19 protein-coding genes and 1 pseudogene are annotated in these 26,881 nt (G+C 41.7%); 7 read left to right on the top strand and 13 right to left on the bottom strand.

All coding sequences use genetic code 11. From position 1 onward, the window contains the following. Positions 1 to 273 precede the first annotated feature (273 nt). From uvrC to uvrB, 3 genes are all read right to left on the bottom strand, one after another. Positions 274 to 2,169 carry an excinuclease ABC subunit UvrC gene (gene uvrC, locus MTBBW1_RS24250; protein WP_080808600.1) on the bottom strand — a complete coding sequence of 632 codons (1,896 nt, stop codon included), beginning with the start codon at positions 2,167 to 2,169 and terminating at the stop codon, positions 274 to 276. 6 nt (positions 2,170 to 2,175) lie between these two features. Beyond that, on the bottom strand, positions 2,176 to 3,147 hold the full coding sequence (locus tag MTBBW1_RS24245) for an Rpn family recombination-promoting nuclease/putative transposase (protein WP_080808597.1): 972 nt from the start codon (positions 3,145 to 3,147) through the stop codon (positions 2,176 to 2,178). A 95-nt stretch (positions 3,148 to 3,242) separates the two neighbouring features. After that, positions 3,243 to 5,315, bottom strand: a complete 2,073-nt coding sequence (uvrB, locus tag MTBBW1_RS24240; protein WP_080808594.1) for an excinuclease ABC subunit UvrB — start codon at positions 5,313 to 5,315, stop codon at positions 3,243 to 3,245. A 751-nt stretch (positions 5,316 to 6,066) separates the two neighbouring features. On the opposite strand from uvrB, the gene MTBBW1_RS24230 reads away from it, so the two are divergent. The 7 genes and pseudogenes from MTBBW1_RS24230 (at position 6,067) to MTBBW1_RS24200 (ending at position 16,085) form a co-directional block, all read left to right on the top strand. Continuing rightward, on the top strand, positions 6,067 to 9,084 hold the full coding sequence (locus MTBBW1_RS24230) for a putative metal-binding motif-containing protein (RefSeq protein WP_080808586.1): 3,018 nt from the start codon (positions 6,067 to 6,069) through the stop codon (positions 9,082 to 9,084). Positions 9,085 to 9,135: 51 nt separating this feature from the next. Beyond that, positions 9,136 to 9,327, top strand: a pseudogene (locus MTBBW1_RS30475) (MopE-related protein); the annotation flags it as partial. Beyond that, positions 9,301 to 10,083: a formylglycine-generating enzyme family protein gene (locus MTBBW1_RS24220; RefSeq protein WP_425430027.1), complete on the top strand. Its 783-nt coding sequence runs from the start codon at positions 9,301 to 9,303 to the stop codon at positions 10,081 to 10,083. The pseudogene MTBBW1_RS30475 and the gene MTBBW1_RS24220, both read left to right, overlap by 27 nt. Positions 10,084 to 10,296: 213 nt before the next feature. Continuing rightward, positions 10,297 to 11,253: an Rpn family recombination-promoting nuclease/putative transposase gene (locus MTBBW1_RS24215; protein ID WP_080808580.1), complete on the top strand. Its 957-nt coding sequence runs from the start codon at positions 10,297 to 10,299 to the stop codon at positions 11,251 to 11,253. A 230-nt stretch (positions 11,254 to 11,483) separates the two neighbouring features. Further along, a complete protein-coding gene (locus MTBBW1_RS24210) occupies positions 11,484 to 13,226 on the top strand; it encodes a glutamine--tRNA ligase/YqeY domain fusion protein (protein WP_087881845.1) in 1,743 nt (580 codons plus the stop codon). A 467-nt stretch (positions 13,227 to 13,693) separates the two neighbouring features. Beyond that, positions 13,694 to 14,689, top strand: a complete 996-nt coding sequence (locus MTBBW1_RS24205) for a KpsF/GutQ family sugar-phosphate isomerase (protein ID WP_080808577.1) — start codon at positions 13,694 to 13,696, stop codon at positions 14,687 to 14,689. A gap of 58 nt (positions 14,690 to 14,747) precedes the next feature. After that, on the top strand, positions 14,748 to 16,085 hold the full coding sequence (locus tag MTBBW1_RS24200) for an ATP-dependent 6-phosphofructokinase (protein WP_080808574.1): 1,338 nt from the start codon (positions 14,748 to 14,750) through the stop codon (positions 16,083 to 16,085). Here MTBBW1_RS24200 and MTBBW1_RS24195 read toward each other — a convergent pair. The 10 genes from MTBBW1_RS24195 to hmcC form a co-directional block, all read right to left on the bottom strand. Next, positions 16,082 to 17,674, bottom strand: a complete 1,593-nt coding sequence (locus MTBBW1_RS24195; protein ID WP_186441688.1) for a penicillin-binding protein activator — start codon at positions 17,672 to 17,674, stop codon at positions 16,082 to 16,084. The two genes, MTBBW1_RS24200 and MTBBW1_RS24195, sit on opposite strands and share 4 nt — an antisense overlap. Before the next feature lie 265 nt (positions 17,675 to 17,939). Further along, entirely contained in the window at positions 17,940 to 18,863 is a 924-nt protein-coding gene (miaA, locus tag MTBBW1_RS24190; RefSeq protein WP_080808638.1) for a tRNA (adenosine(37)-N6)-dimethylallyltransferase MiaA, read from the bottom strand. Positions 18,864 to 19,005: 142 nt separating this feature from the next. Next, positions 19,006 to 19,473, bottom strand: coding sequence for an RrF2 family transcriptional regulator (locus MTBBW1_RS24185; RefSeq protein WP_245809548.1), 468 nt, complete (start codon positions 19,471 to 19,473; stop codon positions 19,006 to 19,008). Beyond that, on the bottom strand, positions 19,454 to 21,046 hold the full coding sequence (locus MTBBW1_RS24180) for a hybrid sensor histidine kinase/response regulator (RefSeq protein WP_080808569.1): 1,593 nt from the start codon (positions 21,044 to 21,046) through the stop codon (positions 19,454 to 19,456). Before MTBBW1_RS24180 ends, MTBBW1_RS24185 begins: the two co-directional genes overlap by 20 nt. 209 nt (positions 21,047 to 21,255) lie before the next feature. Next, positions 21,256 to 21,606, bottom strand: a complete 351-nt coding sequence (gene divK, locus MTBBW1_RS24175) for a DVU0259 family response regulator domain-containing protein (RefSeq protein ID WP_342743963.1) — start codon at positions 21,604 to 21,606, stop codon at positions 21,256 to 21,258. Between the two features lie 240 nt (positions 21,607 to 21,846). Then, positions 21,847 to 22,743, bottom strand: a complete 897-nt coding sequence (locus MTBBW1_RS24170) for a universal stress protein (protein WP_080808566.1) — start codon at positions 22,741 to 22,743, stop codon at positions 21,847 to 21,849. Between the two features lie 200 nt (positions 22,744 to 22,943). Next, positions 22,944 to 24,332, bottom strand: coding sequence for a sulfate respiration complex iron-sulfur protein HmcF (gene hmcF / locus MTBBW1_RS24165; RefSeq protein ID WP_080808563.1), 1,389 nt, complete (start codon positions 24,330 to 24,332; stop codon positions 22,944 to 22,946). A gap of 80 nt (positions 24,333 to 24,412) precedes the next feature. Further along, positions 24,413 to 25,090: a sulfate respiration complex protein HmcE gene (gene hmcE / locus MTBBW1_RS24160; RefSeq protein WP_080808560.1), complete on the bottom strand. Its 678-nt coding sequence runs from the start codon at positions 25,088 to 25,090 to the stop codon at positions 24,413 to 24,415. 325 nt (positions 25,091 to 25,415) lie between these two features. Further along, a complete protein-coding gene (gene hmcD, locus MTBBW1_RS28710) occupies positions 25,416 to 25,559 on the bottom strand; it encodes a sulfate respiration complex protein HmcD (protein ID WP_186441687.1) in 144 nt (47 codons plus the stop codon). A gap of 154 nt (positions 25,560 to 25,713) precedes the next feature. Further along, a complete protein-coding gene (gene hmcC / locus MTBBW1_RS24155; RefSeq protein WP_245809547.1) occupies positions 25,714 to 26,868 on the bottom strand; it encodes a sulfate respiration complex protein HmcC in 1,155 nt (384 codons plus the stop codon). Between the last annotated feature and the right edge of the window lie 13 nt (positions 26,869 to 26,881).

Genomic DNA, 26,881 nt, shown 5'->3' with positions numbered 1-26,881 from the left:
AAAAACAAAGCTTACCACACCTTCCCTGCCAAGAAGCTCCAGGGCAATTAGGTTTTCATCGTCAATCTCTCTTTTGTCTGTGAAAAGGGTGCCATCCAGATCCGTAACAAACATTTTTTGTCCCATATAATACAACCTTAAAAATACAGTAAATATAAATCAAGCCACCCTTCATATGACCCCAAAAGTACTTTACACTTTTTTGTGAGAGATTACCTAAAAATGGGGATCTGCTTCATGAAAGTGTAAACCAGAAAACGAAACATGCCGAAATCAAGAATACTTTTTTGAAGTCTTGAGCGCTGAATAAAGAGCTTTTGCAGCACTTTGTGTCATGCCAGGAAGTTTGGCAAACTCCTCCATACTTACATCTTTCATGGCAGATACGCCTTTGAAATGCTTTAAAAGCATTGATTTGCGTTTTTTCCCAATACCTGGAATGCCGTCAAGCAAAGAGACTGTCATGCGTTTTGAACGACGTTTCCTCTGGAAGGTAATGGCAAAATCGTGAGCCTCATCTCTGAGGCGCTGCAGAAGATAGAGGGCTTTAAGAGAGAGGGAAGTATTCAGGGGATTGGAACGGTTCGGCACAAATATCTTGTCATGTGTTTCACCATTGAGTACATTTTTTTTGGCAAGCCCCACAACCTTTATCCTGTCCATAAGTTTTAAATCAGTCAAAACTGCCACAGCCATTGATAACTGCCCCTTGCCACCATCAACTACAAGAAGATCAGGCAGTTCGCTTCTGGTCTCCGCAGTGCTTTTTTTCCTGCTCTCGTCTAATTTGCCTGGTTTACATGAAAAACGTCTTGTAAGTACCTCTGTCATATATGCATAATCATCCTGCTCTGCAACATCTTTTATGATAAACTTCCGGTAAAGGGATTTATCAGGCTCCCCATCAATAAATACAACCATGGAAGATACAGGATCAGTTCCGGCAAGATTGGAGTTATCAAAACACTCAATTCGTCTCGGTATCTGCTCCATACCAAGCAGTTTTTTTAGCATTTCAAGGGTTTCAGTTGTATCATTTTCCCTGGACAATGTTGAGGAGAGTTCACTTTCTGCATTACGTATCGCCATTTCAACAATACGTTTTTTATCTCCACGTTCAGGTATTAGAATGTGTACCCGCTTTCCTTTTTCCAGGGAAAGCTGCTCTTCAAGAACTTCTCTGTCTTCAAAAGGTTCAGCAGCAAGAATCTGTGGTGGAATAAAGGCACTGGTCTGATAATACTGTTTCAAAAATGCTGCCATGATCTCTGATGTATTCTTCCAGTGCATATCAAAGGTGCTATGCCTTGTGCCAACTACATAACCTGATCGGACAAAAAGAACTGTCACAACTGCCCTGCCCTGCTCTCCTTTACAGGCAACAACATCTCTATCCATCATATCAGAAGTCACTGCTACCTGCTGTTCCATTATCCTTTCAATGGCAAAAACAGTATCCCGAATCTGAGCTGCATTTTCAAATCGCTCTGCTTCAGACTCAGCCATCATCTCTTTTTTCAAGGCATTTATAAGCTCTGCTGTTCTTCCTTTAAGAAAAAGAATAACATCACTGACAATCTTACTGTAGGTTTCTTTTGGAACATCATTGCAGCAAGGGGCAAGGCACGCCTTTATCTGATATTGAAGACAGGGCCTTGATCGTTTTTTAAACTGGGAGTCACGACATTTTCTAAGTTTAAAAATCCGGTTAACCTGTTTCACTGTCTTTTTAACACTGTAGGAAGAAGAATAAGGACCAAAATAGACTGCATTGTCCTTCTTTATTTTTCTGACAACCTGGAGTGAAGGGTAATCATGGGAGGTATCAATACGAAAGCAAGGGTAATTTTTCCCATCCTTGAGGATGATATTGTATTTGGGATTATGCTTTTTTATGAGAGTGGCTTCAAGGATCAGGGCTTCATGTTCAGTTGCAGTTACAATGATATCAAAATCTGTAATATTTCTTACAAGAAGCGCAGTCTTGAGATCATGACCGATCTCCCTTACAAAGTAGGAGGCAAGCCTTTTTTTCAGATTTCTGGCTTTACCAACGTAAATGACCCTGCCTCGGCTACCTTTCATCAGATATACGCCTGGCTCTGAAGGTGAAAGTGTGTATTTTTCCATTACAGAAGCAGGAATGCCATCTTCTTTCAAATTTACCATATATGTTTATGTCTCAGCGTCAATATCAACGCCCATCTGTTTCAATTTTTCGATCAACGCCTGCTCTCGCTTCAGAGATTCTTCTTTTTCTTTTATTGCTTTTTGTTTCTCTTCTTCAGCCTTTTGCTTCTCTTCTTCAGCCTTTTGCTTCTCTTCTTCAGCCTTCTGCTTCTCTTCTTCAGCCTTCTGCTTCTCTTCTTCAGCCTTCTGCTTCTTTTCTTCAGCCTCGTATAGGGCTTTATCAGCAATTATCACTGCCTGCTTCAATCTACTCATCTCTTTATCAATGGTTCTTTGAAGTCTTATGGTATTCATACGGTTCTGGTATAGATGATACTCTCTCTCCTTTTCTGAAAAAACCTTCAATGTTTCCATGGCCTGCCTCATCTCTTTTGTATTCATAAAATCGGGCATAAGCTCATCATCAATATCCCTGCCCAGCCGGAAAAATGCCAACCACCTTTCCAGCTCATTTTTAATCTCCATATTTGTAAACTTTGAAAGTTCCATTATGTGGATTGCACATTCCTCATTTAATGCTATCCTGTTCACTGGATCGAATATCTGAAAATGGTAATGAAATCCTTCACTCTCGTAAAAAAGTTTCTCAGTTATAATCCAGATGGATATAACAGGCTGCAACTTGGAGTAATCATCACCCTTTAAAAGCTGGGATGCATAAATATCACTCCAGCAGTAAAGAATCCTTGATTTAAGCCCTGGATGAATTGATAACTGAATATCCACTTGAAAGGTACGACCTTCACTGTCCTTTGCCTTGACATCCACAATGGAGAGCTTATCTGTTAAAAAATCTTTCTCGTTATATGGATTCAATATCTCAACATCTATTACTGGATTCAAAATGGAAGAACGCAGTACTGCATTCAAAAAATGAATCAGCAAATTCTTGTTCTCCTCAGAACCAAGAAGTTTTTTGAATACACAATCAACTGTGGGATCAATAAAATATTTCATAAACTTTCCTTATTCAAAAACACTCAAACACTATAACTCAACTCACCATTATCCATGTCTTACAGGTTCTATTTATAATCATTTTGCGGAAAATTTTACATTTCCTTGATTTTTTTAAGCTCTTTTATCCTGTCCCTCAGCTCGGCAGCTTTCTCGAATTTCATCTCTGCTGCAGCATGCTTCATCTCGATTTCAAAGCCTTTGATGATATCCTCAAGAGTCTCCTGATGATCGGAACCGTCAGGGTCTGAACCGTAAACAGCAACAGCTTCGGCCACTGTAAGCTCACTGTGACTGTTAGCCTCAAAGGGCATAACCGACTTTTCCATGGTATAGTCAAACGCTTTGAGATCCTTCATAATTGTTGAAGGAATAATACCATGTTTCTGATTATATGCCTCTTGAATCTCCCGTCTGCGATCAGTCTCCTCCATGGCTTTTTTCATGGATGGGGTGATACGATCTGCATACATTATAACCTTTCCGGATGCATTCCTTGCAGCACGCCCAAAGGTCTGTATAAGCGATCTGAAGGACCGGAGAAAACCCTCCTTGTCTGCATCAAGAATAGCAACAAGGGAGACTTCAGGAATATCAAGTCCCTCCCTCAGAAGGTTTATGCCAATTAGCACATCAAACACGCCTTTTCGAAGATCCTGGATGATGTCTATTCGCTCTACAGTACCAATGTCGGAATGGAGATACTTTACCTTGATGGAGAGATCGGAAAAATAGTCGGTCAAATCCTCGGCCATGCGCTTGGTCAAAGTTGTCACCAGAACACGTTCATCCATCTCAACCTTTTTTACAATCTCTTCATAAAGATCATCAACCTGTGTTTTTGCACCTCGTATCTCAAGAAGGGGATCAAGGAGCCCTGTTGGTCTTACTATCTGCTCAGCAATACGGTCACCTGCCTTGTTAAGCTCGTAGTCAGCAGGGGTGGCAGAAACATAGATAACCTGCCTTGCTTTGTTTTTAAATTCTTCAAATTTAAGTGGCCGGTTGTCAATTGCAGAGGGCAGCCGGAACCCGTGAAGGACAAGGGTATCTTTTCGTGAACGGTCAGCCTTGTACATTGCACCAATCTGGGGCACAGATATATGGCTCTCATCAAAAAAGATGAGAAAATCATCGGGAAAATAGTCAAGAAGTGTGGGAGGCGGCTCCCCTGGATTTCTGCCGGTAAGATGCCGTGAATAGTTTTCAATACCATTGCAGTAGCCCATTTCATTAATCATTTCAAGATCATACATGGTACGTTCTTCAAGCCGCTGTGCCTCAAGAAGCCGATTCTCTTTGTGATAATATTCAAGGCGTTCCTTAAGCTCTTCAATTATGCCCTGCACCGCACGTTTACGGGTTTCTGTCTGGGTGACATAGTGAGAAGCCGGATAGACGGCCGTGGCCTTGAGGCTGTTGAGTATATCGCCTTTCAGGGGATCAATCTCGCTTAGACTTTCAATGGTATCCCCGAAAAAATCAATCCTCAATGCTTTTGCCTCTTCATATGCAGGAAAAATCTCCACCCTGTCTCCCCTGACCCTGAAGGTGCCCCTGTGAAAATCAATATCATTTCTCTCATATTGAATACCCACAAGTTCTGACAACAATTTTTCCCTGGATTTTTCCATATCCTCTGCCACCTCAACTCTTAGGGCAAGGTAATCTTCCGGAGCTCCCAGGCCGTAAATACAGGAGACACTTGCCACCACAATAACATCTTTTCTTGCCAGAACAGAGCGTGTTGCAGAGTGGCGCATCTTGTCAATCATCTCGTTTATGGCCGAATCCTTCTGGATATAGGTATCACTTGATGGAATATATGCTTCCGGCTGATAATAATCATAATAACTTACAAAATACTCCACAGCATTCTCAGGAAAGAGGGACTTGAATTCATTATAAAGCTGGGCAGCAAGAGTTTTGTTTGGAGCTATAATCAAGGCAGGTTTTCCAACTTCTGCTATGATATTTGCCATGGTAAATGTTTTTCCGGAGCCTGTTACACCAAGGAGAACCTGGTGTGTTTCATGATGAGTTTCAAGATGTGTTTCAGCTTGACTTTCATTATTGCAAATCCCATTTGAAAGATACTCAATTGCCGCAGGCTGATCGCCTGTGGGCTGGAATGGGGAGTGGATACTGAAAAGGTTTTTGTAAGGCATTTTTAATTTCCAGTGTGGGTATTGTTCAATTTCCGGTGTAGAAGGGGATGAAGGTTCCGGTGTGGTTGGCTTTTATTGACTGATTTATAAGTATTAGACTTCCAAACGGATTGATTGTTTGAAACGGATTGACTGTTTGAAGCATGATTTCTTGTGTCTTTTTTTCCATATATTTATAGTAACACAGCCATTGTTGCTCTTCAAGAAGCCCTGTCAAAATTTCCATTTAATTGAAAAACAAGAACTGTTACCATCAATATCTAAAGGATGATAAGGAAATGGTTCTTTTGGCGATAGATTTTTTAGAAAAAGAGAAAAATATTATTTGTTTTACCTTTGAAATGGGTTAAGGATTATTATTACTCAAAATCGACATCTTATTGCTTTTTTCCATTTACTGAATTTGTCTGAATCAGGATAACCAGGATAACCAGGATAAACAAGATGTTCAGGATAGATAATCCTGCCTTATCCTGTTAATCTTGGAAATCCTGATTCAGACAGTATTGACAAGACTCAAGAGGTTATAGGTGTCGATTTTGAGTTATTACCGAATAAACACATTTGTTTTTCATGGTCAGGGCAGCTTTAAACGGCCATTGACAGTCATTAAGGTTCAATCATGTTAATCCTTAAATCCTTTTAATCATGGTTCAAAATATTTAGAAGTGTGTAACCTGATTCTCAATTCCATTGAGTTGTGATTCAGCAATCCATTGATTCAATCAAACAAAGAAAGGAAAAAGTAAAAATGCAAAAGAAAGCAAAGATTTTCTTGTTTACGCTTTTGGCTGTGGTTGTGGTGCTTGCGTCTTTTTCGGCGAGTGCCCGTGAAAGCATTGTTTTAACGGATACCAGCCCCGATACCACAGTATCATCCGGGGAGACGGTAACCATCTTTGGCAGTGCAGGAGATAACCATGTGACCGTTGCTACAGGAGCAAATGTAAAGATCGTAAACTTTCCTGGCAGCAACACCATAACCATTGCTTCAAATTCAGACAGTTTTACAGTGTCCCGAACAGGTGCCGTGGTTATTCTTGAAGGTACAGGCGGTACATTGGTCAAGCTGCCGGCAACAACCTCATCCCAGATTATCACCTTCGATAATGGTTCCCTGATTCTGAAGATCGAATCGGGTCAGGTGATGCTGGGAAGCAATAGCGTCAATGCAGTTCCTGCAGGAATTGAGGGAGCCGGTATAATCCTGTCAGGGAAGGTTTATGACGATATTGTGCCGCAGGCCGTTGTAACAGTCTCTGGTTTAGGTCATTCAGACTCTCTGGGCAGCGCTGTTGCGGATAATAACGGTGAATGGTTCATATCTTTAAGTCCTGAAGCTGCCGCTTCACATGACCTTCTTTTACTGACAGCAGTCAATCCCCAAAACGGGCTTGAAATTCACAGCATAATTAACAGCGCTGATATTCCAGAAAACGGTAGATTCAGCTCGGACGCGACAATTATAAGCCATTATACAGAGGCTGCCTGGCAAATTGCAGATGCCAGAAATATAACCTCGCCGGCTCAATACCTTGCAAACATTATTGAAATATCTGCATGGGGAGAACCTGTTTCAACATCAAATGAAGAGATTAATACCCTTGCTGAATGGATATCATCATATTATGAAAATCCTGATGCCACTGATTTGAATCAATATCGAGTGGAGCTTTTATCAAAAACCATTGAGGTTCTCTGGCCATTCTTTTTTATCGCAAATTCAGTAACAAACATCGGTCTGCCCGGCAATCTTCTGGACAATGGACTGGATATAGCTGTCAGTCATGTTACAACAGAAGATAGTGTGGTTAAGACTGAAAATGGCATTTCTGTTACGATAGGTGCGCCTACCGGAGATGGTAACGGTGAAGTAACGATCGAAATTGCCGGAGATGGCCAGGCTCAGACTGTTTTAATTCTCTCATTTTATGTGATGCAGCCATTGAACAGTGCAGAAGCCACTCTCTCTTCAAGTGGAGGTACGTTTCTTGAGCTGGACGAGCTGGAAGTGCAAGCAGGGGAGTTGACCTTTAATGAACCAACCAAGGTAATCGCCTATAAAATATCGACAGATGAGATAAGTTCCATGGTTGCCGGCACACCGCTTGCTGCATTTGATCTCCAGGCAGAAAGCCAGCTTGATGGCCCTGTAACATTTAATTATACTGTTGGCGAAGATCAGGACCCTGAAAATATTTTTTTGGTGCATGTTATATCAGCAACCGGAAAAACTGAAAATATTTATCCAGACAGCTATGATGCAAACACAAGAAAACTTACTTTTTCCGTTGTCAGTTTTTCTCCGTATGGTTTTTTAGAAAAAAGTAAAAAATATAATTTAGGCACCACTTTTACTCTTGATAAACTAATAGATGACTCTAAAGAATCATTTGATTTTATTGAGCATTTAATTGAAGCCCTTGGGGATGACGATAATATCAAAGAACTTAATTCCGATGATGAAGGGGGAGAGTATGCAGCAATATTGGTGAGTGAAGCCTTATACTCTTTTCTTGAACTTGTTAGGACAGGTAACATCGCAGAAGAACTGAAGAACCACACCTATGGATTCTTTTGTTTCAAAAAGAATGCGGCAAAAGTTTATAATGAATTAGTTACAAAACTTAACATGGCATTAGTAAAGATCAATAATAAAGCCGGTATTTCAAAATTTAGTACCATCTACACAAACGGAGATCCACCAATATTTGAATTCCTTAATGGAGGTGCCTATTGGGCATCTGATCTGAATATGGGGAAAGTTCAGTCAATAGCTGCAGACCGCACTGGCTGGTATTGTTACTACGCAGCCCTTTCATATCATCTTCTTGAGTCTTTCTATAGCGATTTTGACAATATTTCTTCAAAAATTCAAAAAGATATGGATCAGGGTAAATCCAAAAACGATATTCTTGAGATGTTAAAAGAAACTCGTGCCAATTGGCTGCTTAGTGTTCCTCGTTTTATTGATAGTAAAGAAGAGTTATCTATATTGGAAACCTATGTCATGGCTGAGGCTGTGGCACTGGCAGCCCATGCTTTTGAGAGTGCTAGGATGCAAATGGAAATTGCAGCGTTGATGCCCTCTGGTGCGGTATTGGCTGGCCAAGCTGCAAATGAATTAGGATTGCTGGTGGATGGTCTTGCAGTGTTATACGGTAGCCTTGTTAGTGCATCCTATTCGACTGTGGTGATACCAGAATTAGAGAATAATAAAGATATTTGGACACATATAACACTTTCTACATCTGATGGTACAAAAAAGAGCGTAGGTATATATACTCTCAAGGCATTTAACGAACGATTGACGGATCTTGATAAATATATTAAAATGTTTTCTTCACCCTCGATCTGGTATCGCGATAATGATAATGACGGTTATGGTGATGAAAAGCACACAATAACGGCTGTATTAAAACCAGATGGATATGTTTCCAATGATGATGATTGCGATGACACAGATGCAAGCGTACACCAGAATTGTGATCCACCTTTGGAAACTACAACATACTACCCCGACATAGACAGAGACGGCTACGGAGATGAAGACCACCCTTACGAAGCCACCTCCCAGCCAGCAGGCTATGTCCTTGATCACACCGACTGCGATGATACTGATGCCAGTATACACCCCGGAGCCACAGAAATAGCCGGAGACGGCATTGACCAGAACTGTGATGGTATAGACCATACGCATCAAGCTAAGAATATAAGACTTTGTTTTTATTATAAATATAAAATCAAACATCTTAACAACAAAAATTAGAAAAACCCGTCTGATAAGGCTTTGAAAACCTTAGCTTGATGCGTATGTGGTATAGACCCACCCCTGGATACAACAACCTACTACCCCGACACAGACAGAGACGGCTACGGAGACGAAGACCACCCTTACGAAGCCACCTCCCAGCCAGCAGGCTATGTCCTTGACCACACCGACTGCGATGACACAGATGCCACTATCCATCCCGGAGCCACAGAGATAGCCGGAGACGGCATTGACCAGAACTGTGACGGTATAGATCCATCAGGATATCAAGGGGAAACAATAACCAACTCCCTTGGCATGACCTTCAACCTTATACCTGCCGGTACTTTTATGATGGGTTCACCATCTGATGAACCTGGCCGAGTTTCAAATGAAACCCAGCACCAAGTAACCTTGACCAACTCCTTCTACATGCAGACCACGGAAGTGACCCAAGGGCAGTGGGAAGCTGTGATGGGCAGCAACCCGTCATATCATGATGAGTGCGGTGCTGACTGTCCTGTAGAGTATGTTTCCTGGAATGATATTCAGAATTTTATTACAGCCCTGAATGCACTTGGAGATGGTACCTACCTTTTGCCTACTGAAGCCGAATGGGAGTACAGTGCCCGTGCAGGTTCAACAACTGCCTTTGCCAATGGAGATATAACCGAAACACTTTGTGCTTATGACCCCAACCTGGATCTCATGGGTTGGTATTGTGGAAATTCTGGTAATACAACACGTTCAGTGGCACAAAAAGAAGCCAATGACTGGGGTTTGTATGATATGCACGGCAATGTCTATGAGTGGTGCCAGGATTGGTATGGGAATTATACGACTGATTCGCTGATAGACCCCGAAGGGCCGTCGACAGGCTCCCTCCGTGTGGTTCGAGGAGGCAGTTGGAACTACGATGCCTGGCGCTGCCGGTCGGCGTACCGGAACCGCGGCTTTCTGGACTACAGATACAACTACGTAGGCTTCCGGCTTGTCCTCTCCCCAGGTCAGCAGTAAACAAGCCGGAGGTTTCATGTAAGTGAGGAACCGGCAGGAATCCGCATCGGAACGGAACGGAATGGTGTCTTAACCATGATTAAAAGGATTAAGGGATGACCATGATTTTATTCCTGCATTTATGCTTGTCTGGTGCAAATCATGGGAATCCCTTAATCAGGAAAATCAAGGTTCAGACAAATTAGACTAAAATGACACATCAAGGTTGAAAAAATGATATATGTAAAGCCAACATCAGACATCTTCATAAAATATCTATTTGGAAAAGAAGAGCATAAAAGCCTTTTGCTTGATTTCATAAATGCAGTTCAAGGTAATATGAATTTTCCCTTGATAGAGAAAGTAGAGCTAAAAAATCCCTTTAATATCAAGGAGCTTGTATTTGATAAGGAATCAATTCTTGACATTAAAGCAATATCTGAAACCAAAGAGATATATAATATAGAGGTACAGACATCAGGGAATAATGTATTCAGAAATAGAAGTTTGTACTATTGGTCAAAACTATACTCATCCCAGCTTGAAGAAGGTGTGGTGTACAAAAAACTTTGTCCGGTCATCTGTATCAATATACTTGATTTTGAGCTTTTCAAAGAGACAGGCAGATATCATCTTGGTTTTATGTTGAGGGAATGTAACAACCCTGAACTTTATCTGACAGATCACCTTGTAATGCATTTTCTTGAACTTCCGGAACTTGCAAATTATAATAAGGAAAAGCAGTTGGAGCAATGGCTCTATTATTTGAAAAATGAAGGTAAAACAGAAGAGGATGAAGCCATGAAAATATTGCTCAAAGAGAATCCCCAGATAAGTAAGGCCCATGAAAAATATGAGGCCTTCACCCGTGATGAAAAACTCGTTGATGCCTATGAAGCCCATATGAAGTGGAAAAGGGATTATTATTCAGGAATTGAATCTGCCAGAGAAGAAGGAAGGGAAGAAGGCAGAGAAGAAGGCAGGGAAGAAGGCAGGGAAGAAGGCAGAGAAGAAGGCAGGGAAGAAGGCAGAGAAGAAGGTGAAATTATAGGTAAAATACAGCTTTTTCATGAGATATTGGGGCTTTCGGTTCCTTCACGTGATGAGTTGAAAGAGCTGACTGTTAAAGAACTGAAAGCAATGCTTGAAAAGATAGAGTACCAATGGCTTCATGTTAAATCAAAAAAATAGGCATGCTTAATTACCACTGCTGGTAGTCTCTTGCAGGATGCAGGGATGAAGGTTCCGGTATGCTTTGCTTTTATTGACTGATTTATAAGTATGAGAGCTGGAATTCTTGTGCATGTTAATATACTAAATCAAAACTCTGCAAAAAATGTATGATAATCCACTGCGTTCCAATTCCAAATTCAACAACAATAAACACAAAAACTACAGATAAAAAGGATGAAGAGGTATCCATGGAAGAAAAAAAAATAAAAGGAAATTTTATAAAAACAATAATCACCGAAGACCTTGAAAGGGGAAAAAATGACGGAAGGGTCATTACACGTTTCCCACCTGAGCCCAATGGTTACCTTCACATCGGCCATGCAAAATCAATTTGCCTCAATTTTGGAGTTGCCGATGAGTTCAACGGCCGCTGCAATCTTAGGTTTGACGACACAAACCCTGCAAAGGAAGATCAAAAATATATTGACTCTATCATTTCCGATGTCAAATGGCTCGGCTTTGACTGGGGAGATAAGATTCACTATGCATCGGACTATTTTGAAAATCTCTATGATTATGCCGTGGAGCTGATTGAAAAAGGCAAGGCTTATGTGTGTACGCTAAATGCCGATCAGATGAGGGAATACAGGGGAACCCTCACAGAACCAGGCAAAGAGAGCCCGGACAGAAACCGCCCGATTGCCGAGAACCTGGATCTTTTCAAACGAATGAAAAACGGCGAGTTTGAAGATGGTGCTTATGTACTTAGAGCAAAAATTGACATGGCATCCCCCAATATAAACATGCGTGACCCTGTAATATATCGAATAAAAAAGATGTCACATCCAAGAACCAAAGATAAATGGTGCATCTATCCAATGTATGATTTTACACACGGTCTTTCCGATGCCCTTGAAGGGGTCACCCACTCATTATGCACACTGGAATTTCAGGATCACAGGCCACTTTATGACTGGCTTCTTGATGAAGTGAGCGCACCTTGCCATCCCCAGCAGATTGAATTTGCAAGGATGAATCTCAACTATACGGTCATGAGCAAAAGAAAGCTTCAGAAGCTTGTTGAACAAAAGTTTGTGGATGGATGGGATGACCCAAGGCTCCCCACAATTGCAGGTATCCGGCGCCGTGGCTACACACCGGCTGCAATAAGAAATTTCTGCAATGCCATTGGTGTGGGAAAAAGGGAAAACCGCATTGATGTAGGGCTTCTGGAAAACTGCCTTCGTGATGATCTCAATGAAAAAGCTCCAAGGGTTATGGCTGTTATAAATCCGTTAAAAGTTACCATTGCAAATTGGAACCAGGAGAACTGTAATTCAGAACAAAAAAACGATGACAAAAGTCAGCAGGAGACCTCCTGTGGAAGCACGTTAAAAATTGAATCCCTTGAAGCATTAAATCATCCCCAGAAGCCTGAAATGGGCACCAGGCAGATACTCTTTTCAAAGCATATTTACATTGAAAAAGAGGATTTTATGGAAAATGCCCCAAAAAAGTTTTTCAGGCTTGCTCCGGGAAGAGAAGTCAGGCTCAGGTATGCCTATTTCATCACATGCAAAGAGGTTATAAAGGATGAGAACGGTGAAGTAATTGAACTTATCTGTACCTATGACCCTGCCACCCGTGGCGGAGATTCTCCGGACGGCAGAAAGGTAAAAGGCACCCTTCACTGGGTATCGGAAGAAGGCTCCATTCCGGCAACTGTACGATTGTATGACAGGCTGTTTCTAAATGAGGATCCTGAAGCAGACAGAGACGATTTTACAGAAAACCTCAATCCTGATTCCCTGGTGACACTTAAAGGGTGCAGGGTGGAAAAAAGCCTTGCCAATGCAGAACCTGAGAAAGTATATCAGTTTGAACGGTTGGGATATTTTTGTGCAGATTCAAAGGAGTCAACCCCAGAGCACCCGGTCTTTAACAGAACTGTTACATTGCGGGATACCTGGGCAAAGGTAAATAAGAAATAATAAGGGCGTACCCTTTTGGAACTATTATATACTCAAAATCGACATTTTATTGCATTTTCAGGGTATCCTTCATATCAGCTTAAAAGTAGTTTACACTTTTCTTTAATTGTCTGAATCACGGATTGCCACAGATTACGCTGATTACACAGATTTTTTCAATCAGTGTAATCTTTTAATCCGTTTAATCCGTGATTCAGACAAAAGAATAAGCCTCAAAAAGTGTAAACCGATAAATGAAAGATGCCATTTTCAGAAGTTATTGCATTTGTCTGAATCAGGATAAATAATCTTGCCTTATCTTTGTTAATCTTGGGAATCCTGATTCAGACACTGTTGACAAGGCTTACAAAATCATAGGTTTCGACTTTGAGTATGAAAGTCCTTAATAACTCCCCCTCCAAAGTCTGTGAGAGGGGGTGAGGTAAACTTTCTAATAAAAAAGACCTGACAAAAACGAGAACACAAAGATGATCATTGAAGAAGCTGTAAATGTACTTAAACAGGAAGCAGAAAGTATCCTCAACCTGACTGAAAAAATCGGTCATGATTTTGAGGAGATGGTTAACCTGATCTGTAATTCTACAGGAAGAGTCATAATATCGGGTATAGGCAAATCCGGCCTGATTGGCAGAAAGATTGTAGCTACACTTTCCAGCACAGGCACAAATGCAATGTTTCTGCATCCTGTGGAAGCAATGCACGGGGATCTTGGCATGGTCACAAAAGATGATATTTTTATTGCCATCTCCAACAGCGGAGAAACTCCGGAGCTTAATATACTGCTTCCCTCCATACGTGCCCTTGGATGCAGCATGATTGCATTCACAGGCAATCTTACATCTACCATGGCAAAAAAGTGCGATCTTGTAATTGATACAGGCGTTGAAAAAGAGGCATGTCCTCTTGGACTTGCCCCCACATGCAGTACAACAGCACAGCTTGCCATGGGGGATGCCCTTGCAGTTGTTCTGATCAACAAAAAGGGCTTTAAAACAAGCGATTTCAAACGCTCACATCCCGGCGGTTCCCTTGGACAGAGACTCTCTTGTATGGTAGGAGAACTTATGTACAGCGGGAGTGCCATCCCCCGTGTGGAGTCAGGAAGTTCAATGACCACGGCTGTAAAAGAGATGGAGAAATTCCGACTTGGAGCAGTGCTTATACTGGATAAAAACAACACATTAAAAGGTATTATTACTGATGGAGATATCCGTCACCTGATTGCAGAAAAAACACCATTTACAGGATGTGATTTCGATTCTTTTACTGTCGAGCATGTAATGACCTTTGATCCCCATGTCATTCTTCCTGATCTTCCCCTTTACGATGCCCTTAATATAATGGAAAAGCATCAGATTACAATTCTCCCTGTAACTGACTCTGAAAAACATCTTCTTGGGATTTTACATCTCCATGATATCCTTGGAAAAGGAACACTGAAATTTACAGATCATAAATCATAAATTCCTTGATTTGCCAACTTAAACAAATATCACTTCAATATGGTGAGGAAACAACAAAATGATAATTGATTCCAAAGAGACCAAAATACAGATACTTGGAGAACCAAGAATTCCTTCTCCTTTAAGCGGCAAAATTAAAGGCGGATACACCAACCGTTTTGTCAGTGAAGATGAAAGAATTATCTGTGCTGTTGAGAAAAAGGATATTCAGCATTATCTTGACAACAACCTTGAAATTCCAAGCTTTGAAAAAGCAGGCCCAAGGGAAAAGATATATTTTGATCCAAGCAAACTAAAATGTGCAATTGTCACCTGTGGAGGGCTATGTCCAGGCCTGAATGACATTATCCGATCAGTTGTACTTGAGCTCCACCACTGTTACGGTGTCAGAAATATTTACGGCATAAAATACGGCCTTCAAGGCTTCATGCCGGAGTATGGGCATGATGTCGTTGACCTTACGCCCGGAACTGTCTCCAATATACTTGATATGGGCGGAACCATACTTGGTTCTTCAAGGGGAACACAGGATATAGGCGGTGTTGTTGACTGCCTTGAGCGCATGAACACAGGGATTCTCTTTATGGTGGGAGGGGATGGAACCCTCATGGCTGCAAACAAGATAGCAGATGAGATCAACAGCCGAAATCTTAAAATCAGCGTTATTGTAATCCCAAAAACAATTGACAACGATATATATCTTGTTTCAAAAACATTTGGCTTTGATACAGCGGTTGACATTGCCACCAATGCCATTAAAGGCGCTCACAACGAAGCTGCCGGATACCCATACGGCATTGGCCTTATAAAACTTATGGGGCGTCATGCAGGCTTTCTTGCAGCAACAGCAGCTCTTGCACAGCAGGATGCAAACTTTGTACTCATACCGGAAATTGAGATGGATCTCCACGGAGAATCAGGATTTCTATGCTCCCTTGAAAAGAGACTGATTGAAAGAAAGCATGCTGTGATTGTGGTTGCAGAAGGCGCAGGGCAAAAATTCTTTTCTGACCAAAAAACAGAGTATGATCCATCCGGAAACATAAAGCTTAAAGATATTGGAGTATTCCTTAAAAACGAGATCATTGCATGGTTTAAAGAAAAAAATATTCCAGTAAGCCTAAAATATATTGACCCAAGCTATATGATCAGAAGTCTTCCTGCCAATGCAAATGATAGCGTGTTTTGTGGTTTTTTGGGAAGAGATGCAGTACATGCAGGTATGGCAGGCAAAACAAAGCTTTTAGTCAGCCACTGGAACAACAACTATGTGCATATTCCAATGGAAGCGTCGGCAGGAAAAAGAAAAAATGTCGATCCCCAGGGAAAACTTTGGCAATCAGTTCTGGAAGCAACTGGTCAGGGATGCCTTGTTAACGATTGTAATACAAATTAATGACTTATCTCCACAAATTGATTATTTTCTATTGTCAATAAAAATAGTTCCTTGTGTGGTTTTCCACTTACCCCAAACATGGTATTTCCGGTTACGCCTTCATACATGCGGTTTCCAGCAAGGATATTTTTAAGGGATGCCCTTGAAGCAACCTCCTTGTCCATGGCAGTTTTAATGAGTATTGAGACTGTATCATAGGCAATGGCTTCAATAAATCCTGGGGATTCTCCATAAATCAATCTGAAGGACTCTGCAAATTTTGAAGTTACCTCTTTGCGGCTTTCCGGGAAAAAGCCTTCTGTAATAACCGCATTGGAAACATACCCTGCTGCATCCCTGAGCAGATTCTGATTGTGCCATATATTTGTACCCAAAAGATAGATATCATTAACATTATGGTAGGCAAACTGGGGAAGAATCATTGCAAGCTTGGGGATTGAATCAGGAATAAATACCGCCTTTTCAATACCGGAAGCAGAAGATGAGCTACTGCCCAAAAATCGTTTCAGTTTAAGGACACTATCTCCAAAGTCTATTTTATCCTGACTGTAAAATTCACTTCCTACAATTTGCCAGCCCCCCTCTTCCGCCATTTTTGTGAAAAGCTCCATATAGGTTGTTCCATATTTATCATCAGGATAGAGGAGTGCAAACCGTTTTACACCAAGATTATTGCCTGAATAATTTAAAAGAGCATTGACCTGCATCTCCGGTGTAAGAAAATTGGAAAAGATATAATCCCCAATCTCTGTCACCTCACTCTTCTGGGTCATGCATATCATGGGGATACTTTGTATCTGTGCTTCAGATGCAGCAGCCATTGCAGTTACCATGGGGCCTGCAATGGCTGCAACATTCTCTTTTGCCAACTCTCTTACACAAGCAACCGCACGCTCATCATTTGACTCGGAATCTTTTATAATCAGAGTGATTTTGTCCTTATAAAGGGGTGTTAAATCCCTTAAAGCCATCTGAACTCCCTTGAGGGCTTTAGTGCCAAAAAGTGCAAACTTTCCTGAAAGAGGAAGAATGCACCCCACTTTGTTATTTTCAAATGATTTATCCCTAAGAAGCCCAAGAATATCCATTGCATCCTTTGCATCAGGATGCCCAGGGTATTTTGTAACAAACAAGGTTAATATATCACGGGATCGGGAATATTGCTCTTTTGATGCATAACTTAAACCCAGCCTGTATAGAAGCATGGATTCCAGAATCCTGTTTATCTTAGAGTTCATGATCATCTCTATATCATTGCTCTCCATTTGAGAAAGAAGAGACTCTATCTTTTCTAATACAGGTTGCCTTTTTTCCAAAGGGTAGGTTCCAAGCAGATAGTTGTAAATATTTACAGCAGCTCTGTAATTACCAGACAGGACATTTGCATCTGCCTCTTTTTCACGCTTTTCAAGGGGAGTTAACTCAGGAATTTCAGAAGGTGGCAAAGCTGGTTCAAGCGGTTCAGTTTCAACATTCGGCGGAGATGTTGCAATATCTGGCACAGGCTGCTCTTTGACACCGCATGACGCAAAAAAAGAAATGGAAAAAATAAAAATAATCAATAAATAATATCGCCCGGGATGTGCCATCAAAAAAACCTCCTGCAAAATCATATGGATGCTGTTTTTTTCAAACAACATCTGCTGTTTTCTCTTGAGTTATAAACTCTTCTGTCGCACCACCATAAGTTGTTATTTCAGGCTTTCGATGTTACGTAATACAATATTAAAACCGAAATATTATAACTCTTGAGTACTCTCATGGAGACGATAAAAGGCTAGTGTCCCAAATATGTTGATGACCTTTCCACAAATCCTTATTCAGCAAGGCTCTCACAGTAAGAGATCAACACGTTTAGGACACTACCGATAAAAGAAACCCTGATATTGCTTCAATAGCTCTTTTTGTCTCCCAAGGCTCCATCCAGATGATATCTCTGTCATTTCTGAACCATGTCAATTGACGTTTGGCATATCTTCTGGTGTCCCTTTTCAGAAGACGAACTGTTTCATCAAAAGATACACCTTGATTAAGATATTCACAGACATGCCTGTATCCTATTGATTGCATAGCCTTAAGGTCACAGGAGTAACCCATGCGAAGAAGCGCTCTTACTTCATTAACTAAATCCTGGGACATCATCTGGTCAACCCTTTTTTCGATACGATGATAAAGCAAGGATCGTTCCATGTTAAGGCAAATTTTAAGGGCAGTGTAGCGCTGAGGGGTAAATCCATGCTGATTCTGGTATGATGATATTGTTTTGCCTGTCACTTCAAGGACTTCAAGAGCCCTTATTACCCTGAAAGAATCGTTTGGATGAATGCGTAGAGCAGATTCCGGATCCAGCATGGCAAGCTTTTCATAAAGAGCAAGGTTTCCCCTCTCCTCTTTTTCCTTTTCAAGACGGTCAAGCACACTTTTATCTGCTGTGCGCTCCCTGAAAAGTCCATGCATAAGTGCCTTGATGTAAAATCCGGTTCCACCGACAACCACAGGAACTTTAGATCGGCTGTAAAGTTCTTCTATCACAGAATCTGCATGGGCAACATATTGACCTGCGTCAAAATCCTTATCAGGATCAAGAAAATCAATTAGATGATGGGGAACCATCTGCCTCTCATCCATATCTGGTTTTGCGGTTCCAATATCCATATATTTATATATCTGCATGGAATCGGCACCAATAATCTCACCATTGCACTTTTCAGCAAGATGGATGGCAAAGCTGGTTTTACCCACAGCGGTGGGGCCACATATTATTATTATTTTTTTCATGAATAAAAGGGAATTTACCGTGAAAGTCCCCCAAATGATGTTAATGGCAGGGGGTGGCCGTTGAATTTGGCCATGAAGGTTAAGTTGCAAATTTTTTTGAGTTGAATACTTTTTGGACAAAAGAGATGGAAAGCCTTGTTGGCTATGGATTTCCCATGTCAGGAGGGTTAGGAAAAGCTTGTAATAGATGCTTATTTTTTTTCATGAGGTCAGATATGGAGATAGCATCCAGGCGCTGAAACATTGCTCTGCTTGCCTCCATCCAAACCCATCGGGATAGACAGTCACCTGCCTTGTTGCAGATGCCGCACAGTTTTTCATCCTCTTCTGCACATTCGGTAATGGCTGCACTGCCTTCAAGGGAACGGACAATATCTCCAACATTGATTTCATTCGGCGTTTTTGCCAGCATATGGCCGCCAAACGGGCCTCTTTGGCTGTTAATGAAACCGTCTTTCTTAAGTTTACTTATAAGCTGTTCAAGGTATTTCAGGGATATATTTTGACGTTTTGCAACATCACTTAAGGGCACCGGCCCATCCTTACCATAAACTGCAAGGTCAAGTATCAAGCGTGTTCCATATCTGCTTTTAGTGGTAAGACGCATCATTTAATCCAGAATCCATAATAGTCTCTTTTATCATAACTCCTTCTGTACTACAATTTTTTGTTTTATGCAATGACTCAATACTCTTTTCCACCATGGAAACATCACTCCTTTTTCTGGGCAGCCACAACTCAAAACAGGTGCCCTTGCCAGGGGATGATTTAACACTTATACTTCCACCATGCTGCTTTATAACCCTGTTGGCAATAAAAAGACCAAGGCCTGTACCCTGGGATCCTTTGGAAGTAAAAAACAGTGTAAACATCTTTTCTCTGGTCTCCTGATCCATCCCCATGCCGTTGTCACATATGGAAATACATATTTTTTCACCAGCAGCATCTTTCTCTTCCCACATTGAGAACTCAACCTGATGGGAGTCTTTATCCTTATCATTATCATATCTGCAAGCATCCACGGCATTTTCCGCAAGATTGACAAGTGCAGACTGCACCCAGTTGGGATCAATCTCTATTTCTCCAAGGTTTTGGGGAATTTGAGTTTTAATTGCGACATTATTATTTGCAGCAAGGTTTGTGATGGTGGAGATTACCGTATTAAACATCTCAACTGAACCAACACTTTCATACTGAAGCTCCCTTGATTTGGCATAATATAAAATCTCAAGAACCATCTTTTTAATCCTGTCTGCCATCTGTTTGATAAGCTCAAATGCTTTTTCGGTTCTTTCGGGATCATTTTTTTTCATACCAGATTCCATCTGATAAATTCCGCCGTCAAGGGCTGTTAACATTCCCTTAACACCATGGGACATGGAACCCAGCATAAGGCCAAGGGAAGATAGATGATCCTGGAGCTGCCTTATCTGTGTAATATTGGTGGACATCTCCATCACCTGGGTTATCTCTCCGTTATCATCAATTATTGGAGCTGTCTGGGTCAGGACATTGTACTGCTTGCCTGAAATTGATGTTACGATCTCTTCGGTATTCCGTGACTTCCCGTCTTCAAATGTCTGCACTACCGGACAGTCAGGACAGGGAGATTCACGATGTTTATAGATCTCATAGCAGTGCCCTCCAATCTGTTTTCCAAAGTCCCTTTGGAACAAAGTATTTGCGGCAGTTATCCTTAAATCCCTGTTCTGTACTGATATATAACATGGGGATTCATTAAAAAGCTGATGGTAAAGGGCCTGTGCATTTTGCAGGTCACTTAATCTCTGGGAATAGTTTGCAAGGCGCCTTTCATTGGAGATACAGCGCTTGGCATGAACAACTGCCAGATCAAGGGCTTTGCTGTTTACAGGGCGTTCCAGAAAATTTATTGCAACAGAACCGAGATTATCCATTGCCTTGTCAATATGCTTTTTTTCGCAGAAAACGATCACCTGCACCATCGGATTGACAGCTTTAAACTTTTCTATTACCGCAGATATGTCCCCCCCTTGGAAAAAGGGATCGACCAACAGAATATCAAAATCTCTTTTTTCAAACTGCTTCTCCATTTCACCTGAAGAAGAGGCAATAAGAACACTCAACCGACTTCGTTCAAGATAGAGTTTCAATGCTCTTGCATGACTTTCACTGTTATCTATTAAAAGAATTTTTTCTGCCATGACGTTTTTTTCCAGGTTAGAAATAAATAAAAATATGTAATTTTACCAGGGTGGTATCCCAAACCCATTCATCAGAATAAAAAAACGAAAATCCCCCAAGGCATTTCCGAAGAGTTATTCACAGTTTCGGGATACCACCAAATAAGCGTTACTGAACTTTATCCCCGTCCTCCTATTTGGTAAATAAGCTATAAGGAGGCTCTGTTGGTTTATAGAATATTCTCTTTTATAAGAGAGAGAAGCTCTTCACGATCAAAGGGTTTACTAAGGGTTGCAACAGCTTTGCTTATGGCATAATCATTGCCTGACAAGCCACTTATTACAATGACCGGCACATTTTTCAGATCCTTATCCTGGGAAATCTGACGATAAAACCTTGGTCCCCACTCTCCGGGCATCTCAAGATCTAAGGTGATCAGATCAGGTTGCTCTGCCTTTGCAATCTTCAAACCGTCACGGACGTCATTGGCAGTACAGGTTGCATATCCATTATCTTCAAGTAAAGAGACCAGGTAGTCCCTGATATTGGGATCGTCATCAACAATAAGTATCTTTTTCATAATCACCTCTTAACATATATTTCATGGCTACCTCTCTGAAGCGGGACAATATTTATAATCCATAACCGGGAGAGGTTTTAAATTAAGCTTAAGGAGTTGGTTTTAAATAACGTGCCCATTTATATCCAGGATCGTGGGCATACCCGTCCTCTTAGTGTCAATCAAAATGGGAAAGTTACTTCGTACTCATTCCTCAACAAAGCTAAAAAAATGTCCATCTTCAGTGGGCAGCCTATTTCATTAACGGTTAATACTGATAACCGGACACCCTGCACGTACAATAACCTGCTCCATATTACTGCCTATCTTGGGAGCATCACCATCAAGTTTTCTGGAGTTATGGGCCATGATAATCAGATCGGCATGCTTTTCCCTTGCATATTTAACAATTTCCACATAGGGAATCCCCTCCCACACATCCATGGAAAAATTACTCTTTTTTTCCATTTTTGATACATATCTTGAACGAATCACACGATATGCCTTTCGGATACGCTCTTCAATTTCATCCTGGGAGAGAGTGAAACCCATGTGACTGGAGCTGATATCAAGGGCATGGAAAATGTTCATCTCACAGCCAAGTTCACCGGCAGCTTTCAAGGCAAAATCAAATGCCTTGTCAGATGCCTTTGAGAAATCAGTACCAAAAACAATACTTGACATACCGCCCCAGAAAGATGCTGCAGGCCGGTTTACAACCATAATCGGACACTGGGCAGCCTTGGCAACTCTCTGCAAAGTAGAACCTGTGGTTGCCTTGTAAACAGAATCGCTCTCATCGCCGGTGCTGCCACCCATTACAATGAGATCCGGCTCTATTTCCCTTGCCTGCCGCAATATCTCCCTGTGTGGAAAACCAACAGCAACCTTTATCGAAGCGTCAATGCCGTCGGTCAACTGGTTTGCATAATAGGTCTTTACTTCATCCTCAACCCATTTGATGTATTCGTCATCAATTTCAACCTTTTCCTTTGTTTTAACATCAAGCACAACCTGGCTGAATCCCCTTGTTGGTACTCCAAGAACATGAAACAGGTTTATATGGGCCTTGAGAGTCGTTGCCATGTTAAAGGCAACCCGGGCAGCATGGTCGCTTGCTTCGGTTGCAGACGTGGCAAATAGAATTTTTTTAAACATATCACCCTCCTTAATAACGACCATGGCAGTTCTTCACCACAATCGAAGAAATGAAAGTCGTTTTAAAAACAGCCACTTGCGGAGACTTTCATATAACGTACATGGCGGATTACCGCCACAATCGAAGAGATGAAAGTCGTTTTAAAAACAGGCTGTTACCGAGACTTTCATATAAAAAGATTTTCCGGTTTCATGGGAGATTACTCTTCTGGCTTCATATGGTCAGGCAGCTCAAGCATACTGATCACAAGAGGCTTGAGAAAAGACCATTTAATACCAATTTCATACTCTTCTTCCAGGTCACGGATGGCATCCCAACAGTTATGGCAGGGAGCAAGAACAAGTTCTGCACCTGTTGCTATAATCTGATCCCTTTTGGTAATAAGCCCCTTGTTACGCTGGGGCCTGAAAAGACCGATACCATTGAATCCACCCCCGCCTCCGCAGCAGAAATTATGCTCTTTTCTGGGGGACATATCCCTAAAATAGCCAGGTTCCACAATGTAACTTACGATCTCTCTTGCAGTCTCCCTGAGGCCGTGATTCCTGACATAGTTGCAGGAGTCCTGAAGGGTAACTGGCTGTTTAATGCGTTTGGAAGGGTCAATTTTAAGTTTTCCTTCTCGCAGGGCCTCTGCAAGCCATTCAATATAATGGATAGACTCCACCGGAGGCCTGCCATCCTTACGCCCTGCCCAGTAAGGGCCTTCAACAACTGTTGCACGATGGGCATGCCCGCACTCTGTTCCAATCATTCTTTTAGGTTTCAGGCGCTCCATTGCCTCATAGACAGACTCCACCTGCATTTTACAGGCAGCCCAGTCTCCTGCAAACATTGCAAGGCTTGTCAATTCCCATCCCTTGCTCGGAATTGTCCAGTTTTCACCTGCTGCATGAAACAGAATGGCGGCTTCTGCAAGATCCTCAGGATAGTGTTTAACCTCCCTTGCATTTACGGTGTACATGATATCGGCATTTTCAACATCAACAGGTACAGTGAGACCAACATAATCATCTTCATACTCTTCCACCATCCACTGAAAGGTCTCAACAAACTCCTCTTCCGAGACATCCATCTGAGCCCTGTAAACCCTGTGCATACCGGCACCTATCTTCATCTCCCAGGGTACAAAACCCTGTTGATAGAGAAGTCCCCGCAGATAGCCGAACATGATGCCCATGTCAATTCCGTGTGGACAGTACATTCCGCAGCGGTTGCAGCATGTACATTTTGCCCAGGCCGTCTCCATTGCCATTCTCATAAACTCGTTATCAACCTTACCTTTACGCTTTACGATCTCACCAAGGGTTGACTGAATTTTGTATGCAGGAACCTGTTTTGGATCCCTGTCATTGACAAGATAGAGAAAACAACTGTCTGCACACATTCCGCAATGGGCACAGATCTCAAGCCAGGTTCTGATTCTGGACTTGCAGGTGTTTTGTATGGTTGTCCAGAGAAGCTTTGAGTCAACATCAAGCTCCTTCATCTCTTTATAGTACTGGGTCCCGCTTGTATCCCCCAGAAGAGCTGTCAACTCCTCTTCAGTCTCAACGGGTTTTTTATTGCAAAATATACCTTCTGGCATAAATCTAATTCTCCCTGACGGTCATGGCCTGAAAGTGACCACACCGCATCATGAAAATCAAAATATTTTGGTTCTAATTATTACCAGGCCATTTTTGTCCCTTTTAAACCACCCCGTTTAATGCCGTAATCCATTCCAAGCTGGGCTCGGGAGGCAAAAAAGAGAAATACATGTGATAACTTGGTAAAGGGTATAGCGAGCAACAGAATTTCGCCACTTAATATATGAGCAAGAAGCCAGAAGTTATAATTACCCACCTCGTACCTGGCCATGAGACCTGTAATAAAAGGAAGTACAGAGATAAGAATTATAAGGTAATCATACCATGTGGTCATAATACGGACTTCCGGCAGGGCAATACGACGAAGAACAATAAGTATAGCGCTTGCCACCACAAGCCAGGTCAAAAAATCTGCAACACTGTTATTGATTGTAAAAAGGCTCAGTCCGGTTTTCTTCTCAAGGAAAAGATTGTGTGCCACAAGAAAAAGAGGAACTATCACCGCACCAATGTGAAAACAGAAAAAAATTACTGTCATAAAGGGCTGTTTTCTCCAGCCATGTGTTCCAAAAGGAAGAAGCCATTTATAAATGGAACGCATAGCACCATTAAAACCATCCTTTGGATATGCCTTGTATGCAACCCGGTCAAGATTCCATGCAAGCCCCCTGAAATAGAGAACGGTACGGATGAGCATCCCAGCAAGGCAGACTCCAAGGGAGAGCCAGAACATAAAACCGGTTATAAATTCGTACATCAATGCCTCCTTGTACTTATTTTATATTTATTTAATTTTTTGGTGGTGTCCCAAATATGTTGATGAGCTCTTCACAAACCTTGATTCAGCAGGGCTTTCACAAAAAGATATCAACACTTTTATGACACTACCAATTTTTTAACGATCTGTAAGAAACCAGGATAAGATAATAAGGCATATTGGATTGATTTGAGTGTACCTTTTTTGGACTATTCTCCCCTCGCAACTCTTTGAGAGGGGAAGATGGTGAGCTTTTCCTGATTAAAACTTAATAGTCCCCGAACCCCGGCTATTCCAGATCGTAAAATGGAGATTTACTGACAATTTAAAAAGTTTTGTTCTTTTCATCTCTTCCGGTCAGAAAAAGCCAAAAGAGAGGAAAAAAAACCAGAAGCCCACCCATAATGAGGTAGGTAATGCCTTTGGTGTAAACCATAAAATCCTGCAATGTATAAAAAATATGTTCCACGACAATATCTCCTGTTGATATTTTATAGATTTCCAGAAAAATATTTTGGCATTCTCAATTCTGAAGGGCAACCACAAGGGATTGCCCCTACACTGCTTGCCAATTTAATTATCTGGAACAGTATAGCTCTCTTTAGTATAGCTCTCTTTTAAAATCAATGCTCCTGTTTGTATTCAGGATACTCAAACAAAATCGGCATATGATTTGTGATAAATCTATAAACCGTAATACCAAGGGTCACAATAAAAATGGATGTTGCAATCTCCATCCAACTTGGAAAATAGCGCTGGGCAGATGGAAGATGCCAGTTAAAGGCAATCAGAGATATGTTCAGGCGGTTTAAGGCAACACCAAGCACCGCAAAAACAGAGGCTATCCTTGCAAGTTTGACATTTTTATCACGGGCAGCTACAGCATACATAAAACCCGGCAGTGCCACAAAACCCACAAGCTCCAGAAGAAACCACATACCCCAACCTGTAAAGAGGTAGTGCCAGTTGTTATCAATGGCAAGCCCCACAAGCTTGATGCCAAGGTATGCCATCATTACAAAGGAAGCGGCTTTTGAAAATCCAATGACAACACCGTCACTTTCACTTAGATGAGTATCATCCATTTTATCATGGAGATAACGATGGGCAAGGGAACCTTCAAATATCACCATTGACATGCCTGCAAAAATACTTGATACAAAAAAGTAAACAGGAAGGTATCCGGAATACCAGAGGGGGTGAAGTTTTGAAGGTGCAATCAGAAAAAGAGCACCAAGGGAAGATTGATGAAGGGTGGAAAGGACAACACCAAATATTGTCAGAACAAGGGTCAGCTTCACCACAAAATTTCTGATTTTACCAAGTCCCAGCCACTCCAGTGCAGCAGGGGTAAACTCAATAAAAAGTACGTTGAGGTACAAAAAGACGCACAGGCCCACTTCAAAAAGAAGCGATGATGTGCCAGGAGAGAAGAATATGGGATATGGAAGTCTCCAGGGGCGTCCGACATCGTAGTTGAGCGCAAAGACAACAAGGGCATATCCAAGAAATGCCGTAAGGATAGCGGGACGTACCGCTGAATGAAATCTCTTCAGCCCAAAAATGTAGCAGGCGGCAGAGGTGACATAACCGCCGGCAGCAAGGGCAACACCGCAAAGCAGGTCAAAGCCTATCCATATCCCCCAGGGGTTGTTGTTATCAAGGTTTGTGACTGTACCAAGGCCGCCAAAAAAACGTGCCGCAGTCAGTATCAGACCCACAACCAGAATAATACCTGTCACTATATTCACTGGTGTGGCTTCAATTTTTGTATTCACAAGTGGTTTCCTG

This window comes from Desulfamplus magnetovallimortis (assembly GCF_900170035.1).
In the GTDB taxonomy this organism is placed as follows: domain Bacteria; phylum Desulfobacterota; class Desulfobacteria; order Desulfobacterales; family Desulfobacteraceae; genus Desulfamplus; species Desulfamplus magnetovallimortis.
This window is presented reverse-complemented; position numbering and strand designations above follow the sequence as displayed.